The sequence below is a fragment of the Streptococcus parapneumoniae genome (assembly GCF_037076355.1).
Lineage (GTDB): Bacteria > Bacillota > Bacilli > Lactobacillales > Streptococcaceae > Streptococcus > Streptococcus parapneumoniae.
The window spans coordinates 1,739,665-1,758,497 of record NZ_AP026968.1; the positions used below are offsets into that span (position 1 = coordinate 1,739,665).

The following is an 18,833-nucleotide window of genomic DNA, read 5'->3' on the forward strand; positions in this document are numbered from 1 at the left end:
TTTTGAGAAATCCTAAATTTCCATATAAATATATGCAGATACACGAAAGGGCTAAACATTTTTGTATGCTCAGCCCTTGACAATGATTTTTTCTTATGCTATCATTTTAGTTGACTGAGTAATACAAGTTGGGTTTGTGTTACTCTGCGGAGTTGGAGGCTCATTTCCAACTCCTTTTTTCGTTGTTTTTATATCTCTATTATACCAAAATCAGGATAAATGTCAATTATTCCACGCCAAAAAAGCCCAAATCTCACTAGAAATTTTTGCTTATTTATATTTGTGTTTTCGTTAAAATTAGCACTTAAATTATTTCATCTTAAATATCTTTTCTATATTTTTATGTAAACGGGGAAGTTTGTAGTCTTTAGAGTCATTTTTAGGTCGAACACTATCCGCACTGATATGATCCAATGACGTATACTTATCATAGTCCTCCTTCCATTCTCCAAAAAATAAATCTCTTAATTTTCCTTCACGCTCTAACAATATCATATTCGCTACGGCTATCCCACCTTCACTTGTCCAATACATTCCTCTATGCTTCATCCTATAAGTTATTTTTCGATGCTGGCTCTCCATAATCCCAATACCTGACTTTGGAAGTCCTCTCATCTCCGCTGGTTTCGTATACTGAAAATTTCTAATTAATCTACTCGAATAATATTCAAATTTTTCTTGTCCTTCTTCACTACTAACCAAAGATTCTATAGTATCTAGTGAACGCCTTAATAATTTCTTATTATGCTCTCTAATAGCTTGAAATAAGTCTTCTCTCAACTCTCTCGGATAAGACTTTGTAAATTCTTTGATTTCTTTATTCAAGTGATATTCGTCCCAAAAATGCTCATGCCTCTTAACATTAAATGATTTAGCAATTTCAGTAAATACATGTGGAGTATAGCCCTTGCCACAGTCAGAATTAGTAACTAGTACAGTCTCATTTGTAATTTCATATTCATTTTCCAATAAATCTAACAATTCTCTACGAGCTGAGCGATTATCCAATCGGATAAGCTCTTTTTTATTTTCTAGCTCAAAACGATTTGGGCCAATCTGTTTTGAGCCTGTATGAACTACAAAATGTGATAAATCCATATTCTTTTTTTCAGAACCATCTTCAGATGTTTTCACATATACACCATCTCCCTCTATGTAGATGATATCTGCTTTAATTTTTTCAATCTTCTTCTCTTCTTTAAAAAATCGATAATCATCCTTTTCTTCTAGTAATTGATTGGCTAATTTGACGACCTTATTGACGGTATCTTTAGTGACAGTTACATTATAAACCATCTCAATTGTCTCTCCTACCTGACGATAGGGTAGTTTTGTAGCTAGAACCGCAGCTTGATACAATAGTTCCTGTGAATGACGTACATTTTTTTCTAAGCCTAACATTTCATCAACTGGTACTCTACATTCACCATTCTTATACCAACGTTTTCTAGAAAAGGTCACTTCTCCAAATGTAAAAGCTACGGTACGTTCAGCTTGATTTTTACAACGATATCCTTTTGATCTCATACTGGAGCTTATCGACTCATCATACTGTGCAATATGCTGTAAAAAATTTTGTTTTGTCTTTTCTTGTTCCTGACTACTAAATCTCAATTCATCAAATTGTTTCATACAATTTTTCATTTCCCTTTCAATTCTTATGAAAATTGTATGATTTTTAAAACAAGTCATCAAATTTATTTTTGTTCCAAGAATAAAATAGGCTGTTTCTTTAAATTAAAATCAACGCCCTATTTATTATTGAAAAATACTAAAGTGATTTAGTTGAGTATCAGAAGTTCAACTGTTTCTATTTCAAGGTAAAATAAAAGCCTGATATAAGAACCAGGCTCAGGACAGTTGTCAGAATCATCATCTCACAACTAATAGAAGTATTTTACAACAAAAAATAACAGACTTTATAATTATATTTATAGTTGCAATTATGTTTATGTTTGTAAATATAATTATAATTACTTTTTTAAGGGATGACTTTCTTCTCTTAGCTTAAACTGTTGCACCTTTTCTTAGAATTTATCTGACTTTTTTATGAAGTCCCCCTCTTTCTCATCATTGATAGCTCCTTCAAATCCTTTATTTTTAAGATAATTCGTATAAAAAAGTTGCTCCGATTGGAAATAATCAAATAATAGCTGTCTGTTATCATGAACCTGAAAGGCTTCAAGTGCTGAATAATAAGTTGCCTTATTCGTATCGTCCACAATAAAGGGGGTAAGCCCTTCTTTTAAGCATTGTTTATACAAGAGCAATCGACCTATTCGACCATTGCCATCTGCAAAAGGATGAATCCTTTCAAATTGTGCATGAAAGCTTGTTAAGTAATTCAAATCTTTTTGTTTTTTCAAATCATAGCCAATCAGTAAAGAAAGCATCTCATCTTCAGTCTGTTCAACAGAAGCTGTCGCAATTTTTCCTACCTCATTTTGCAATACTTTATAACGACCAACTGGAGCTATCGGGTTATGCTCAGAACTTGTTCCACTTTTTAGAATACGATGCAGTGTTTTAATATAGTCCTCTGTCAGTGGCTCGTTAACGGTATCTAAGATATAATCAAAACATTTAAAATGATTATTCATTTCCACCAAATCATCAATTTTGATTCCTTTTGCATCAATATTTGCGATTGTCTTTGTCTCATAAATTAAGCTAGTCTGCTCTTCTGTCAGACGACTTCCTTCAATTCGGTTAGAGTTATAAGCAAAGCGTTTCTGTGTGATATCATAAATACCACCGTGTACTTTCCCTTCTCTCTCTGCTAAGAGCCTTGTAATTAAATCCATTATTTCTCCTTGTAGTAAGCAGTTGTAGTTATAGATATATTTATAGTTATAAATATATCTATAACTATAGTTTCTCGATTAATTTATCAAGATAATCTGATGCAGACTTTGCACCAGCTGCTTTTGCAACTTGATCTAACTTTTTCCGATTACTTGGCTTCAATGTAAACTGGAATTGCTTTTTGCGTTCAAAACTTTCAAAATTGGCTACCTCTGAAATCTGCTCAGGTTGATGGGTTGCTTCAATAATCTGCGAAATCTCTTTTTCTCTTGGTGTGAATGCCATAACAATCTCCTTCTAATTATATTTATAATTGTATTTGTATTTATAAACATAATTATATTGTATCATAAATTTTTGAAAAAGTCTGTTCCAGCTCAGTGAAAAACTTTTTGTGTTTTTGATAAAGCTCTGGATTTTCCTCCATATCTGCAATAGAGATTTTATCAATCGTGGAATGATTGAACAACTCTTTTGCTGGTACAATCCCTAGAAGGTTATCTGTTCCCTTTTCTTTTGCTTCAAGTCCCAATGCTTCCAGTAATTCTCTTGATGATCCATAGTTTGGTCGGATCATATTTGCTAAGAAATATAATTCAGCAGTAATGTATGATTCTCTGGTACGATAGTCGATCACATCCTTTCTGAATGCTTCTAACCGAGTTGATAAATTGAATTTAGCATTATAACCAAACTCCGAAGGAGTCAAGGGACTAATAATAGCGTGACTGACCGCTACAGCATTTTTTGTAGCTGTCGCAAAGTCTGGTCTACAATCAATCAAGATACAGTCAAACTGACCCAACTTCTTCTTTTCGTAGTTATCCTCTAGCCAAAGATAAAGTAACATATTTTTCTTATCGCTATTCTCCAGATCTCGTTCCACCGAGTCCAGCTGAACTGAACCTGGAATTAGACTGATATTTTCCTTGACTTGCTTAATATCCACGTCGCCTCCTTTGAAAGCATTCGCAATCGTATTCTGACTTTCGTAAATATTGTAGCACTGAGTCAAATTACACTGATGGTCTAAATCTATAAAGAGAACCTTATGACCTTTGCGAGCCAACCATTCTCCATAATTAAATGTCAAAGTTGTTTTTCCAACACCGCCTTTGATAGCGGCAAATGTGATAATCTTCATTCTATTTCTCCATCCTTTTTCTATATTTCTATTATACCATTATAATTATATTTGTCAACATGTTTATAAATATAATTATAATTATTTTTTTACAATGAAGTTTCTATTTCCTTTCGCTGTTCCACATTTTTCTCAATATCTTGATGTAACTTATAATCTTTTGTAATTGCTTCTACTCTCTGATACAAAGCCTGACGCTCAAAGGTCGCTTCTTTAATAAGTTTATCAATCTCAGTTTTTCGAGTACTAGGATCTACTCTCAAATCTTTCAAAATGGAAATAGCTAGTTTCACTTCTTGAGGATTATTGGATTCCAGTGCAAGAAATGCAGACTGAATTTTATTAAGATCACCCAAGCGTTGATCTAATTTATCAAGCAAGTTATCTACTTCTTCTAGTTCCTCTTCAAAACGATTTAACAATTCATCAAATTGCTGTCCTTCTGTCACTCCATGAGCGGATAGATAGTTATATTCACGAACAAGCTGATCCATAGTTGAGATTTTAGGATTTTTTCGGATAATCATTTCTCCATTATCATACGACAACTGGGAAGCGACTGTTTCTCCCTTCATATAACGATTCTTATCAGCGTGTTCAGGATTAACAAAATAATAGAAATCGTTTTTCCTAATAAAAATTTCATAAGAGCCACCTTCTGCTTTTTCAATCTGATGAGCAGGAATCAGAATAGTTCCCTTATTTCTAATCCCAAATTCCATTTCAAGATAGATTCCATTTTTTGTTTCTTCCATCACCTGCCATTCTTCAACTGTGATTCTCATTTCAAAATCATCTTCTCGTTCTGCTACCATTTTTTCATATTCGGATTTTATTTCATCAACAGATAAGGTTACCTCGTTAGCAACCACTCTCTCAGAAATTTTCTCTAAAGAATAATTTCCTTTTTTTGATAAAGTGCGATCCCTAACATTTCTGGTTTGATCTTGGTCAGTCAGACGATACTTTATTTCCTTTCCTGAAGTATCAACTATCAGATTTAAAGCTCGTGCCTTAGACTTGAAATCTTCTAAGGAGCTTGAATGTTTTAAAAGGAAATCTAAACGAGATTTAATCTCATAACGAAATGAATTTTTCTTTCGGTAAGCATGATACGTTTTTCGATTAGTCCATAATCTCTCTTTGAGAATTTTAGCTCCAGCTAGGTCAGCGTACTTATTGGAAATATTAAATAGACTTCTAGCAGTATTTTTCTGCCAACGAAATTTGTTTAAGGTAACAGAGTTAGTTGAATTGAAAATAATGTGATTATGAATGTGTCCCTTATCCATGTGAGTCGCTATGACAAATTCATGTTGCCCACCAGTTAATTCTAAAATCGTTTTTCGACCAATCTCATGAATTTCTTGTGGAGTCAAATCATCTTCAGGAGAAAATGATTGAATGATGTGATGAGCCAAAACCCGATTCGGATTTTGAATATCAGATAGTTCTTTTGTCCCTGCTCGTTGAGCCGCATTCTTTTTGGTCAAAAGAAATTCTTCTGTCGCTGTGCTAGCGTCTGTAATTCCATAAGTAGATACCAGTTGCTTGACTACTCGGCCATCTTTAACCACTGCTGGAAATTCAAACTGTTCATCTTGTTCTAAAAAACTCGTTTTAGATGGATTCTCAATATAGCGTAAAGCATTATTTAAACTTTTTGTATCAGTCAGCTCGACCGTCTTTGCTTCATCCTCAATATATTTTGTAGACCGTCCTAAAGAAGCTACACCCTTAATCTGAAGAACCTTTGTTACAACCATCGCTCTTGATCCTTTGTTTGATTTTCCTGTTTTTGGATAAATTGGCTGACTGTATCTTTCAAATGTTTCTGCAATTCAAGAATCTGACTCAATTCATTTAGACTAGCCTGCTCATCTTCGTTTACCTTTTTTGCGACCTGATTTATATTGACCCCTATCCGATTTATTTCCTTACGTAGTTCTCTCAATTCTTCAAAATTTAAGATTTTGACCTCACCCATAATCAACATAATTCGGGCAAAGGCATTAAAATTTGTCATTCCAGATTCTGCAATCTTTGTTGAAATGAACCGTGCCTCTTCTTCCGTTAAACGAATTTTTTTCTGAATCATTCGTTTTCGCTTTTCTCTATTTTTCAAAAAATCTTCACCTCTATTCTGGCAATTTTGCTTAAGGGGCTTAGAGCCCTTTTCTTCTGGCAAGATTAGCACTTGGGTACCCAAATGCTGTTTTTAAAAAGGTCAAAGATGGTCAGCGTGTGCACCTGACCATTCTTGACTTTTTAAATCTTTGGGGAAATCCCCAATCCCCTAATCCCTGCAAGCAGGAATCTTGTTCTATCACGAGGGAAAAGTTTGACTAAACTTTTAAGTCTTCCTGTAGAAGTTCCATTGTATCAACCATCTCCGTTTTAAGGATTTCGTCTTTTAGTTGCTCAAATCGTTCATCACTCATTCCCTCAATTTCTTTAAGTGCAACGGGATACATTTCTACTTCTTCTAACTCATAGTTTGTTTTTACTCGCATATCTCTACGAAGAATATAGAGGCATTCTTTACGTGAAATGTGCTGGTTGACTTCATTCACTTTTGGCGAATCTGTAGTTTCATCTATAAAAAATATCTCCATTAAAAGATTAAAAGTTTCTTGTTTTAGATGTTCAATCATCTTCTGTTTCTCCTTTTTTGTTTTTCTTCCTACGAACTAATGCTTCCATTATTGAGGGCTGCTCAGGGACTTTTTTTCTTCCACCTGCTTTACAGCCTCCGCCTTTTGATTCCCCAACTGCTCAGATTTTTCTTTTGCCTGTTTGAGTTTATCAGCAAACTTATCTTTCGTCACAGTTTTATTTTTCACTAATTCTAACTTAGCATCCATCCGATCAATCAAACTTTTTGCTTCCCTCTGAACAACCTGCAGTTGTTCTACCATATCTTCAAAACCATTTTTATCTTTTGCCCAAATAGCCAAATATCCAAAACTGTAGCTACTCGTATCAAAACCAAAATGATTAGCCACGACATAGGCGACACTTTCAGCTTGTAATTCTTGCTTACGATATCGGTCGTCCCCATATTGGGCATTGCTTTCTCTATGTAAATCTGCATGAGCCATTTCATGAAAAATGGTTTTTAAAATCTGTTCTTGACCCTTTAATCCTTTTGAAATAACAATTCGATTTTCATCTGGAGAGTAATAACCATTTGTGCTCTCTCTTTTAATTTCTTCAAAACTGATAGGAACCTGATTATCCATTGAAACAGCTTTGGCTGCTCGGTACAAATCTTCATAATCTTTAACATCTCCAGTCAATTCATTAATTGCTTTTGGCAATTCTTTTCCTTCTGTTTGAGATACATCAAAGACATTCCCTAACTTGAATCGAGTAACAGTGACTTCCTTCTCTCCCATTTCATTTTCAGCTGGAGTAAAATCTAACTCCTTTTGATGAACAGGAATACTGGTTTTCACTTGATACGGAACCCAAATCTTCAGAGCTTTTGAACCCTTTTTAACTGTTCTGTCAAAATCTGTTTTCCATTTATTGAAACTAGCAACTTGGGAAACATTAGGATTTTGCATCTTCAGCAAATGAATATTGTTGAGTGAGTAGTTGTGAAACTTACTCATCGTATCCAAGAACGATTTAAACTGTTCTGAATCCAAATAGTTCTTCATTCCTTCTTTCAAATGTTCAGCTAAAGCTTTTGTATCTTTATTTGCGACTAACTGGGAAATGGTTTGTTCTGAACTTTTAGCAGCAATTGCTTCGGTTATAACAGCTCCTGCAGCCACCTCAGCATCTGTCCTTCTTTCTCTATCTTCCTGCCTTTTATGAAGGTTAGAAGCACTGTTGTATGGATCTGTTCCTTGCAACATCTCATCGGAGTTGGAAATACCATCACCATCCAAATCACGATCCCTCTCATCTTTTTGGTTATACTGATAAATTTTTTCGTATGGATTATCTGGTGTATTTTGTAAATTTTTGACTTGCGATTTCTCAAATTCTTCTCGAACTGTGGCGATCGTTTGTTCAACTTTTTCTGATAAACTTTTGATTTCTTTTTGCCATTTTTCTACAAGAGCTACTTGTTCCAACGGAGAATCCTTGACTCCTAACTTCTCAAACCAAGCAGATAAATTTTCGACCTCAACACTATCCATTCCATCAAAAGAGATAAATCCAAGACGAGCATCATGACTACTATCTGTAAATCCAATTGGACTATTTTCCAAATCTCCAAATGGGAGTTGGGATAGCAGTTGATCTGCATACGGAATATCTTCTAAAGCGTAGCTGAACTGAGAAATATCTAGTTCACTCGCCAATCTCTCCAGATGATACTGAGTGAATATCGCCCCATCTATCTTCATCAACTCTGAATGCTCTCGCATTTCTCGTGTACCAAGTCTTTCTTTGTTAGCGATTGGGTTAATCTCATCCCCAATATCGTAACGAATGCCATCCTGAATCAGTTCACCATCAGGGCTGTACAAGGCAAATTGAACCTTTGTAAAAGGGATATAGGAAGCACCTTCTACCTGGTTCATTCGATCACTTACACTCGCATGATATTTGTCGTAATAGATATTATTCTGCTTATATAGTTCTTTTGCAAAAGACTGATAATCCACCAACTCTGTTTCGCTAAAAGGTAAAATTGGCCCACCATCATGCTTTTCTGCCCATTGAAGGCGGACATTGTAGTTGTTTTTGTCAATCTCATTTGGTTGAATTGCCTCAAACAAGCCATTTGCCATAATCGATTGCAATTCTTTGCCCCCATCCTTAATATAATCCTCGTTAATCGATAACTGTTCAATATGGCCATCACGTTCACGGAAAACACCAAGAATAACTTTTTCCTTAGTTTTCTCTACATCAACTCTTAGATCTCTCTTAATTTTCATGAGAGATGCAGGGACACGTTCATCTCCTATATCTTTGAAAAGAAGTAAGAAATCCTCGTCTTTACTCTTAATAGCTTCTGAAAAGTTAAGTCGTTGTGCAATTCTTACTTCATCTAAATTATCCAAAACAAACGATTTAGGATCAAGAATATCCTCTAACATAGGAATAACTTGTAATTTTTCTTTTAGACTATTACTAACCAGTATTTGATTATAGTCTCCCCTTCCCTCAGCAAAATCGACTACAAAATCTCCAGCATTTCTACCTGGAACAACTGGCCTGATTCCTGTTAAGTGTAAAAAGTTTTCTTGTTTAAAACTAACATCTAACAAATTTACTTCTCCATTATTTGAGTAGAAATAATAGACTTTACTATTTGCCAACTCTTCTAAATACCATTGAGAAGACCTCTGAATAGAGCCTGCATACTGATTCATTTTTTTTAAATCAGCTTGTGTAATTGGATGATATTTTGAATATCTTCGTTGCACTTCTTCAAAATTTGTGCTAAACTGTAAGTAACGATAGGGTGATGTCGGGTGACTGGTAACAGTTTGCTCAAAGGTTGCTGATGATTCAGCTTCAGGTTCGGCACTGCCCACAGCATCAGGCTGTGAATAGCCCTCTCCACCACTGGCCCTATCATTCATTTGCTCCTGAGTACTCTCAGGAGTTTTTTCTGTGCTCTGAATTTGTTCCTGCGCTTCATACTTAGTTCCATTCTCGTACGATTCCGACATACTATTTTTTCTCCCTCTTTCTTGATTAATGATTGTTTGATATTTTTGACGGACTTCTTCCCTTGTCAATTGTCTATCTGACACAAAGACTTTTACATCATCTGCAGTTAGCTCTTGCGCTTTTGCAAGAGCTAGTTCCTTCTCAAAAAAGCCCTGGTAATGCCAGGACTTTTCATCTACTGTATAAACATGTGCTAACTCTTTAGGAGTGTTATTCCCTCCCTTCAGAAAGTCATTCCAATCTTCCTTCTCCTGGTCTCTATGAAGGATAGGTGGTATCTCAATTTGTACTGGAATTCCCTTTTCCTGCAGACTAGTTATAAATTTATGGCCAGCCATATCATTATCTACAGCCAAGGTAATCATATCCTGATGCTGACCGTCTTTAAAATAGTTTGTTGTTCTGGCTACTAATTCTAGAGCTTTCCCAGTATTCTGATTGATTTGATAGGATTTATCATTTATCTCTGCGTACAATTCCATAAACCGTCTACTAATGATTCCTTCTTTTACTCCATCCATAGCTACTAAGCGAACATCCTGAAGCCTATCCTTATGAAGCTCATAGTAGCTCATTAAATCGATTGGAGCTTCCGCAAAGACCAAACGTTTTGGTGTTCCGATATCAATTGAAAAGCCTAGTTGTCCGTCTGAATTTCTCATAATTTGTTTTAGGCGTCCACGTTCAGGATAGTGCTCCCGATTCTCTACTATTCCCTGAAGACTCGCTCCAGCTAAAAAGCCTGTGTTGTCCTTATACTTAAAGACAATCACAGGCTCAAAATAGTCTCCTTTTTTTCGGATTGCTTCCGCTATACTCCCTTGGCTAATAAAGAAGTTAATCGTATCATCTGAAAGGCCTCTCTGTGCCTTCAAATAGCTTCTAGAAGCGCTGAAATCCTGACGCTCATATCTTTCCAAGTAATAGCTAAAAGGCTCTTTTGAAGCTGTCTGAGCTTCTACATCGACTTCCTTAAATTCTCCAGTTTCTAAAAAATGCATCGCCTCCTTGTAAGAAACACCTCGTATGGTTTGAACTAACTGAATAACATCTCCAAATTCAGTTCTTGAATTCCAGTGAAATTCATTTTTCCTTGTATCGATTACAAATGAATCGTGCTCTGTCCAGGTATAACTATAGCTACCCGTACGCTTTAACTCCATACCTAGCTGCTCTGCAACAGAAATAATAGATAATCTTTTGGCTTCCTCTTTGCTTAATGTCATCTGTTACCTCCCTACAATGAAAATTCTGGCTCTTCTTTTTCTGCTACTATATCTTGTGTCTGTTCTCTCTCAAGTTCTTCTGCTTCTACAAAACGTTTTAAATCAGGAATATGAAGTTGGACTTGTTTCAGCTTATCCTGAACTAACAAGTTCTCATCGATATGATAGACCGCTTCCTGATGGCCATTAAATCCTTTCTCTAGATCAATATCCTCAAAGCGGATAATAGCCAACTCTGTTAAACTTCCCTTATACCAAGCTCCAATCTCACTTTCAAGATAGAAGCGAACAGATTCTCTATCTTCCGTCTTTGTATCCCGTAAATAAGCTAGTTCCCAGCTTTCACCTTGAGAATAACCAACGACCTCTTGAACGATTAACTCCTGATTGTTCGTACTTAAAATCTGATTAATATCACCTAAACGTGGTACTAGAATTTCCTGTGCTAGTGAGATGGCTTCTGTACGATAGTTGAAAAACTCATATTGTTCTCTATCTTCTACATAGTTCCTAACGAAATCTGAATAATGAGGGAAACGCTCCTGAAAACTAGCTGAAATCATTCCATAGATATAGGCTTGTTTTACTGTTTCAAACTGGGCTATTTGATAATATGAGGGGTCAAGCTTGCCCTCTTGATTCAATAGTTCCTTGATATTTTCTGGAAGTTGAATCGGTTCTGAATCTGGCCAAGTTTTCTTAGAATAGTTGATTACTTCTTCGTAAAGAATCGTATCGATCTCTGGATTCTCCATTTCAAGCAAAGTATCTACAATTTGAGCATATTCTGAAAGATTGGAACGATAATCAGTAATCAAGCCATCTTTACGAACCTCCCACTCCTCAACCTGAGCATTTTCTGGAGTTCGTAGTAACAATACCTCCTCAGCTTCCGGATCAACTCCAATGACCTGATCGCCATTGGGTAGCTGATCCATCTCCAATTCCCGAATCCTAGCATCTAATTGATGATTGACCTGAAGCAAGTCTTGCTTCAAGTGAAATAATTCTTCTGCATTGGCTTGTAATTCTTCAAAATACTCTCTGGAGATTTTCACTGGTTGAACCAATAAATCTTTCTCTCGTTGCTCTCGAGGGTAAGAAAACAAGTAGGGAGCAACTTCTTTGAAGTCCTGGTAATTCATCCATTTTATAGATTCTGTAACAATCATATTCTGGACATCAATGACATCTGTATGAGGAGTGATCCAGCCAGATAAAGCCAACTCTTTTACTGCTTCAGACAGGGGGTAAGAAGGGATATGTTCTAAAATCCCCTCAAAATAACCAATCCCTCGAGCAGTTTCTTCCTCAACTTCACGCTTCATTCGTTTAAAGTGTTTTTGTGGTAGTGTATTCATTCTATTTCATTTCCTTTCTTTCCATTATCTGGTCCGTAAAAGGTATCTACGATACCTGCAGAACGTAAAGCAGATTCCAATGCCGATCTCGCTAGCTCAGAAGCTGCAATACCTCTTACCTTCAATTCCCATAACTCTTCCTCTTTTTCCTTAATTAAATTATCCATCCAAGCATTGTCTTGCACAAGCTCATCTCGCCGTTGCTTGAGTTCTTCTAAATTCATACTTTATCCTTTCCATCAAAAAAACAGCTCTGTTTTTAGAACTGTTTCATTACCTGCTATTTTTATTTATTGAAAAGTCTTTGCCAGATCAAAAATAACATTGAGAAAATGACCAGTTTTCTCTTAATAATATTCTCTTGAAACCAAACTTTAGTCTTAATAAATGGCTTCAGAATTGGGCTAGATTTTATCTTTTCAATCCAGCGCTTGATTGCATCTATCATGATAGATTTATCCTTTCTATTCTATGTGAAATAATGATAAAATAAAATAAAAATTATTAGTGAGGTAATTATTTATGTCTTTTCAATCTGCTTATAGTTTAGAATTAAAACAACACGTAACCCCAAAAGAAGCCTTTGATTTTTCCTGTTCTCTAATCGGAACTCCTAATCATTTAACTGATGCCAAAAAATTTCAATGTGGAGAAAAATGCTCCTTCAAATTAACCTTAGCTAACTTCAACAATCCGGGCTTTAATAAAACTCCTTATTTTACTCCTGGAGCAAGAAATCAAAAACATGACCCTAATAATTGTCAACGTATGATTGAACATTATCAACAAAGGGAACAAGAAGTAACGTCTGAAAATCATATCTCTTTTTACCGTGAGAAAAATAAACTGATTGTTGACTTAGACCTTGTTAAAGGGATATTGGCTACTGTAACTAATCCTAGACAGAAAGACGAATCCAATTTTTCTTCTGAGTCAAATAAAGATGAAATGCATCGTCAGAGCTCTCATTCCTCTTGTACTGATGAGGACAAGAGGACTTTCCGTAGCCATGTGAAACAACTCAGAGACTTAGTCAATTATTTTTTAGAATACCAGTCTGGAGAGAAGTATACATTCTATGATAAATATAAAAGAGAAATCCAACTCGAAAGATACTTTGTCAATCTAAAAGAAGCAAACCAAAGAGGAATAAACCTGGAAGATGTTCATATCTATTATGATACTGCAACAGTAAAGTCTATTGATAACAAAGAGAACCCTGAAAAAAGTTATTTTTTAGTTAGATTCCATAGTTTATGCACAATTGATCAAGACTCTAATTATCCAACTATAACGATTAACAAAAGTCTCGCTAGCCATCATGGAGTTAAAGGAAAGCTTAAAATATTAGAAAAAGCATCAAAAGATGAACAACCTCTTAAACTATTTTACTTTGGAAAGTTTGTTAAGCATAGTTCTAAGAAATACATTAATCCCGACGTAAGCTATGAAGATATTTTGGACTATTTAGTCATCAGTTAATATTTCAAAATCTAACAATTCTTGATAAGTGAACTCTATAATTTTGTATGAACCAATAAATCTAAAATTCTCTAGAAAATGATTTTCAACAGCTTCCCTAGCTTCCTCATAACTATTAAAAACCCTTGTCCCACTAATTTCATCTGACCAAGCTAGTTTCCCACTTTTTTGTGGGACTAACCAGACACTTTTCCCAATATTTATTTGCATAAGGACAGCGTAATATTTTTGTTCCATATTCTTATTTTCACCTTTCTAATTATTCATAGTACCTACTTATATTTTTATACCAATGGCTTATCTCTGATCCTCATGCTTCTTATATCCTTTCCAAATAAATGAAACCTTACTTTTCGGCCAAACACTTTTTAGTAACATTAAGAAGGCTAATGGTAGCCTTTTCGTTTTGATTTCATTTCCAAAGTTATCACATATAGTTATCTTGAAGAGCGGTACAAACCAGATTGCAATCAAGATAGTTCCAACCACGCCATGCACAATAGAATTTAAAAATTGATGCATACTACCTCCTTAAACATATTTCAATCTTTGAAAAGCTGTCTCGGCCCACTTACTTAGCCTTACCCTTTTAGTCATTTATGGCCTCCTGGATACCTTTCTCATCTGCTACAATCTTTTCCTCTGAATCCCTCGAAGCATATAGATATTTCTTTATTTTTCCCTTACGAATCTTGATGATAGTTGCAGCTTTTTCAATCTGGTTCCTAGTTTCTATATAGCCAAGTTCATCTGTAGAAAAACCAACAATCTTATAGAAACCTATGGCTCCAAAAGTTTCTAATAAATGAGTTTCCGCTACCCTTTTAGCTGTATTAAAATCACGGAAAAAACCTGCATGAGCAAAATTTTCATGCCAGGTTATTTTTTCGCCTTCCTGATGTAGCCACACATACTGATCCCAATTTATAGCAATTAAAACGCAATAAGAGTCATAAAATTCCATTAGATTTCCTTTCTTTTCTCACTCACTTTGAGAGGAACTTCCTCAACTTCCTTAATCCCAATATGAATAACATTTTCTTCCCCAACCTGGGCTTTCCACTCATCAATATCGCTCAAATAGCGCTTGTATCGATACCAGTTGTCATCATTCGGGCCATTACTTAAGAGGTAAGCTCTCGGATGCGTGTCCAGGTTAAATTTTTGATCTCGAAAGACATTTTGTTTGGATAGAAAGAGTAAGGCTTCTGTTGTTCCAATCGTGGCAACCTCATGCGGTGTCAACAATTCCCGACCAATTTTAGAGTTCTGCTTAGAACTACTGGCATTTCTTCCTCTGCTCTCACTATAATTCTGATCATTCAAAGTTTGCTTCCCTGATCGCTCAGATAGGTACTTAAGCGTGTCCAAGTCATTGGAACCTAAATAAAGAATAGCACCACAGTTATTGATAATCGTCTTCGTATTTTCTTTACCATATAACACTTCAATCTGACTTTGAGATTGTACCATCATCTTGATAGAAATCTCTCGAGAACGAATAACAGAGATAATTGGCGGTAAATTAGGAATCTTCCCAATCTGACCAAACTCATCTGCCCACACCTGTAGATGTAATAGGTCTTCCTTAGTCTTTGTTGGATACTCACCTAATATAACTGCATCTGCAGTCTTTATCAAAACATCAAAAATGGTACTAAAAAGAAGGGCAGATAAGAACTGATAAGCTGGATCCACTTCTGGAATATGAATAAAAACTGCTGTTTTCTCAATATTCCATTTTTCAATCTCCAGTGTATCCTTTTCAATAATCTTTCTTAGTTGCTCATGGTCAAACACTGAGAAGGTAGTCGCAAAGATAGCATAAACAGAAGCCCGTGTTTGGCCATCAAAGTTTTTATTGAATAGATCCCACTGCCTACTAGCATAATTCCCTGGGCTCCTTCTTTCCAGATCTTCAAACATCAATTCAACAGGACTCTCCGCTTCTGGATGATTCCGTCTCAGTTCTCGAATCATATCTGTAACCTGCCCTAAATTAGGCAGATAGTGATCGAGCTTACCATCAAAATAAAGATAGCCAATTAGAGAACGCATCAGGAGTTTATTGGCTGCTGGCCAAAAAGGATCTCCCTCATGACCATTTCTGTTGAGAGACTCTGTAATAGCCTCTGCCACTCGGTCTATATCCATTTCATTATGAATATATCTAAAAACATTGAAGCCATCTGAATTCAGGAAAGTAATCAAATCAAAAATCTTCATCTTATAACCCTTTTCTACAAGTGATTTCCCTGTTTCATGAATCAAAATCCCTTTGGTATCTGTAGTTACAAAACTAGAGTTAGCTTGTAATATATTCGGTTTTACAGCACTACGTGTCTTTGAATCCCCTGTACCTCCATACACCAGAATATTTTTATTAATCTGATTTTCAAAGCTCAAGCGGTTATTAAATAGTCCCATCTGACTGTTCTGGGTAAAAATCATATTCTTTTCAGGTTCTTCGTCTCGGAATCTCATCAACTCTTCTCTTGTCGCAAAACGAGCTGATCCATGTTCTTCTCCATAGCGGTAAGTCCCCGTATCAGATACTCTCAAATACAGTAGAAAAGCAATCAAAAATCCGCCCAGACCAATTAATAAAGAAGCTGGAGTAAATTGAAAATCAAACCAAGATTTATCGTTTAGATGGTCATTCATCCAGTTAAGCTTTCCAAATCCAAATACATCCGTTACTGAATCAGTATCTGGTGCTAACAGCCATAGTTTAAAGAACCAATGAAAGAGGTAGAATAGACCAATTCCTAACAACAAATACGGTCTAAGTCTCCGTTTCTTCTTTTCTGTAATCACTTCATTTTTCCTCCAATCTGTGGTTCGATATTTTCTGGAAGAACAAACTCCTTCGTATGAATGTTTACCTGGAGGGAAGAAATTTTCTCTTGTTCAACTGCTTTGAAATGTTGCAATTTCTCCGCAAAAGAAGTTGTTTTCCTATTTTTAAGGTTCCGCTCATTGAATCCTCTCGGATCTCTTGTGATTCCTTCTAAGACATCCTTAAAGGCTTGTTCGACAACTCCTTTATCTTTTGCATTGAAAGCAAGAGTTGTCTTACCGTCAGGATGTGTATAAAAAGAAAAGCCAATCCCGTATTGACCAAGTTCTTTTCGAACTGCCTCGAGATTGACTTCATTGTGTAGTAATTGCTGGACTTCTTTCGTATCTGCCGTTGCCATGAATTTATTCCAGTCTGTCTCACCAGTAAAGAGGACATTGTCCCCTCTGGCTTGATACATTTCAACCGCCTTAGAGCTAGCCAGGAAGAGTCCTTTTAAGATGATTTCTCCTGTCACAAGAGTTGCCCGTCCTAATTGAGCTACCACTTGTTCTTGTTCCATTTTAGCTCACCTCTTCAATTTTGAAATAAAGATCCTTCAATTGAGTAGCTTGAGAGTCTTTCACAAGAATCTGTTGTTTCAACTCATCGATCCTATTTTGGCACTGAGCAATTTCCTCATTTGCTTCCTTGATAAAATCTTCGTTAGATTTGATTTTATTTTTAATAGATTGCTTATAAGTAACCGTCTGAGCCTCAAAGCTATCAATAACCTCTGAAGGTAACTCTACTGTCGTCGCATGAGAAAGAGAGAAGGAAGGCTCAACGTTCCCCTTATCTTCTTGTTTAACAGGAAGAGATTGATTCTCTTCCTGAATTGATTTTTCAACAATAGAAACTACTTCTTGTGTAGGCATAGCTTTTGCAGGTTTTCCTCGTTCTACCTCTTTTGCATCCAATCTACTGAAATGATCTGTAGTCCATTCACTAGAAGAATAGGTAATTTTATCTTCCAAAGGCACTTCCTCTCCAATATCATTCTGAGGCTTTTTAGCCACCAGCTCCGCAATCCTTTGTCGATTCCTATCTGCTTCTTTCTTTAACGTTAGGTCTTCTCGTTCAGGCTCTGGTTGAGATTGGAATTCTCGTTCGACTGGTAAGGAAGTCTTTTCTTTATGTTTTTCTAAAAAATGAAGCAAACCTTTCTTTTTCTTTCCAGCACTCATACCAAAATTTTCCAACAACTGATCAATGATGCCAACAAAAGGTATTTCAAGACTTTCTTCTTGTAGGATTTCACCTTCAGAATTGAGAGAATAAAGTCGATAGATTCCGTTTATTTTATTACTCTTCATTCGCTCATTGATGATTTCTAGCCTTGATAACAAGTCATCTCGGTGCTCAAATATTTCCTCTTGATTAGTCAGTTGATTGATAATTTTATACATGGTTCACTCCTTGGTTACTTGATTGTGATGGAAGAATGAGTTCCTTCATTTCCTGATAGGATAAGCCACTTTCTTCTGATAGAGCAACAAAAAGCTGTGCTTCCAAATCTTTTTCTTGATTTATGTAATTCTTGATTTTTTTATCTGCTTCTTCTTTTTGTCGTTGCACTTTTTCCTTATCTTTCCTCACTTTCTCAAGTTTACCTTCAAGTTGTTCTATTTTTTTATTCATTCAATTCTCCTTATTGGTTACTACTAGTTGCGGTTGTTGGTTCAGAAGATGTCGGTGTTGCCGTTGATGTAGAGGAAACTGTAGTCGAGCTTGAACTGCTAGTATCTGAATAGGTTCCTATACTTTGCCCCTTTGCCTCAGTCAAGACAATAGGTTCAATTTTATTGACCAATAGTTTCCCTGCTTTTTCTACATAGGTCAACCGAATTGTAGTCTTAGTGCTACCAGTAAGCCCCTTAGAAGCCCTATTATCTTTCTCTGTTAGGGTGGTACTAGTATATTGAACCTGAGCTAAAGCAATTTTATGTTGTTTATCAATGTATATAGATCCCGATTCAAAAGCTTGGTCAACCACATACCCCTTATAGGTCTGATTAACTGGTTTCTGTTCTTCTTGAATAGTTTCCTGATACATGGAATCCGTCATAAAAGGCTTATAGCGTGGTCGATTCTCTTCTAAATCCTTTTTGGTATAGTAAGCAATTAGGAAGTCCTCGACCTGCTGTTCAGTAAGAGAAAGTTGTTCCTGCTGTTTCTCTTCTTTATCTTGCTTCACCTCTTCCTGTCTTTGACTAGTCTGTCTCAAATTCTGTTGTACTTGAGAAATAGAATAACCCAATACAATACATAAAACGGCAATGAATCCCATAAAGAGTCCCTTTACCATTTTGATTAACTTTTGATTATACATT

19 protein-coding genes are annotated in these 18,833 nt (G+C 35.8%); 1 reads left to right on the forward strand and 18 read right to left on the reverse strand.

The annotated features are described in order from the left end of the window. Nucleotides 1-309: 309 nt before the first annotated feature. From SP4011_RS08805 to SP4011_RS08850, 10 genes are all read right to left on the reverse strand, one after another. Nucleotides 310-1,632 (reverse strand): ISLre2 family transposase, encoded by a 1,323-nt coding sequence (locus SP4011_RS08805; protein ID WP_338618852.1) that lies wholly within the window; start codon nucleotides 1,630-1,632, stop codon nucleotides 310-312. A gap of 395 nt (nucleotides 1,633-2,027) precedes the next feature. Continuing rightward, nucleotides 2,028-2,804: a Fic family protein gene (locus SP4011_RS08810; RefSeq protein ID WP_338618853.1), complete on the reverse strand. Its 777-nt coding sequence runs from the start codon at nucleotides 2,802-2,804 to the stop codon at nucleotides 2,028-2,030. A 64-nt stretch (nucleotides 2,805-2,868) separates the two neighbouring features. After that, on the reverse strand, nucleotides 2,869-3,090 hold the full coding sequence (locus tag SP4011_RS08815; protein ID WP_338618856.1) for a hypothetical protein: 222 nt from the start codon (nucleotides 3,088-3,090) through the stop codon (nucleotides 2,869-2,871). A 52-nt stretch (nucleotides 3,091-3,142) separates the two neighbouring features. After that, nucleotides 3,143-3,949, reverse strand: a complete 807-nt coding sequence (locus SP4011_RS08820; protein WP_338618858.1) for a ParA family protein — start codon at nucleotides 3,947-3,949, stop codon at nucleotides 3,143-3,145. Between the two features lie 89 nt (nucleotides 3,950-4,038). Then, nucleotides 4,039-5,715, reverse strand: coding sequence for a helical hairpin domain-containing protein (locus SP4011_RS08825; RefSeq protein ID WP_338618860.1), 1,677 nt, complete (start codon nucleotides 5,713-5,715; stop codon nucleotides 4,039-4,041). Next, nucleotides 5,706-6,047, reverse strand: a complete 342-nt coding sequence (locus SP4011_RS08830) for a plasmid mobilization protein (protein ID WP_419965944.1) — start codon at nucleotides 6,045-6,047, stop codon at nucleotides 5,706-5,708. Before SP4011_RS08830 ends, SP4011_RS08825 begins: the two co-directional genes overlap by 10 nt. 247 nt (nucleotides 6,048-6,294) lie before the next feature. Next, nucleotides 6,295-6,603 carry a hypothetical protein gene (locus SP4011_RS08835; RefSeq protein WP_338618863.1) on the reverse strand — a complete coding sequence of 103 codons (309 nt, stop codon included), beginning with the start codon at nucleotides 6,601-6,603 and terminating at the stop codon, nucleotides 6,295-6,297. Between the two features lie 48 nt (nucleotides 6,604-6,651). Next, nucleotides 6,652-10,818 (reverse strand): PBECR4 domain-containing protein, encoded by a 4,167-nt coding sequence (locus tag SP4011_RS08840; RefSeq protein ID WP_338618865.1) that lies wholly within the window; start codon nucleotides 10,816-10,818, stop codon nucleotides 6,652-6,654. A gap of 11 nt (nucleotides 10,819-10,829) precedes the next feature. Beyond that, the gene (locus tag SP4011_RS08845) at nucleotides 10,830-12,179 is read right to left on the reverse strand and encodes a hypothetical protein (RefSeq protein ID WP_338618867.1); all 1,350 of its coding nucleotides are present in this window, start codon (nucleotides 12,177-12,179) and stop codon (nucleotides 10,830-10,832) included. Beyond that, on the reverse strand, nucleotides 12,176-12,403 hold the full coding sequence (locus SP4011_RS08850; RefSeq protein WP_101785761.1) for a hypothetical protein: 228 nt from the start codon (nucleotides 12,401-12,403) through the stop codon (nucleotides 12,176-12,178). Before SP4011_RS08850 ends, SP4011_RS08845 begins: the two co-directional genes overlap by 4 nt. A 298-nt stretch (nucleotides 12,404-12,701) precedes the next feature. Between SP4011_RS08850 and SP4011_RS08855 the strand changes: the two genes are divergently transcribed. Then, nucleotides 12,702-13,661: a hypothetical protein gene (locus tag SP4011_RS08855; protein WP_338618868.1), complete on the forward strand. Its 960-nt coding sequence runs from the start codon at nucleotides 12,702-12,704 to the stop codon at nucleotides 13,659-13,661. Here SP4011_RS08855 and SP4011_RS08860 read toward each other — a convergent pair. The 8 genes from SP4011_RS08860 to SP4011_RS08895 all read right to left on the reverse strand — a co-directional run bounded on the left by SP4011_RS08860 (nucleotide 13,647) and on the right by SP4011_RS08895 (nucleotide 18,832). Next, a complete protein-coding gene (locus tag SP4011_RS08860; RefSeq protein WP_338618870.1) occupies nucleotides 13,647-13,898 on the reverse strand; it encodes a hypothetical protein in 252 nt (83 codons plus the stop codon). The genes SP4011_RS08855 and SP4011_RS08860 overlap by 15 nt on opposite strands. A 60-nt stretch (nucleotides 13,899-13,958) precedes the next feature. Continuing rightward, nucleotides 13,959-14,183: a multidrug transporter MATE gene (locus tag SP4011_RS08865; protein WP_338618873.1), complete on the reverse strand. Its 225-nt coding sequence runs from the start codon at nucleotides 14,181-14,183 to the stop codon at nucleotides 13,959-13,961. A 67-nt stretch (nucleotides 14,184-14,250) separates the two neighbouring features. Continuing rightward, complete coding sequence (locus tag SP4011_RS08870; protein ID WP_338618875.1) at nucleotides 14,251-14,625, reverse strand: hypothetical protein; 375 nt, start codon at nucleotides 14,623-14,625, stop codon at nucleotides 14,251-14,253. Further along, nucleotides 14,625-16,478, reverse strand: a complete 1,854-nt coding sequence (locus SP4011_RS08875) for a VirD4-like conjugal transfer protein, CD1115 family (RefSeq protein ID WP_338618877.1) — start codon at nucleotides 16,476-16,478, stop codon at nucleotides 14,625-14,627. Before SP4011_RS08875 ends, SP4011_RS08870 begins: the two co-directional genes overlap by 1 nt. Continuing rightward, on the reverse strand, nucleotides 16,475-17,023 hold the full coding sequence (locus SP4011_RS08880) for a DUF3801 domain-containing protein (RefSeq protein WP_338618878.1): 549 nt from the start codon (nucleotides 17,021-17,023) through the stop codon (nucleotides 16,475-16,477). The genes SP4011_RS08875 and SP4011_RS08880 overlap by 4 nt, the downstream gene beginning before the upstream one ends. 1 nt (nucleotide 17,024) lies before the next feature. Next, complete coding sequence (locus tag SP4011_RS08885) at nucleotides 17,025-17,909, reverse strand: hypothetical protein (protein WP_338618880.1); 885 nt, start codon at nucleotides 17,907-17,909, stop codon at nucleotides 17,025-17,027. After that, nucleotides 17,902-18,141 carry a hypothetical protein gene (locus SP4011_RS08890; RefSeq protein ID WP_338618881.1) on the reverse strand — a complete coding sequence of 80 codons (240 nt, stop codon included), beginning with the start codon at nucleotides 18,139-18,141 and terminating at the stop codon, nucleotides 17,902-17,904. Before SP4011_RS08890 ends, SP4011_RS08885 begins: the two co-directional genes overlap by 8 nt. Nucleotides 18,142-18,151: 10 nt before the next feature. Further along, nucleotides 18,152-18,832, reverse strand: a complete 681-nt coding sequence (locus tag SP4011_RS08895) for a hypothetical protein (RefSeq protein ID WP_338618883.1) — start codon at nucleotides 18,830-18,832, stop codon at nucleotides 18,152-18,154. Between the last annotated feature and the right edge of the window lies 1 nt (nucleotide 18,833).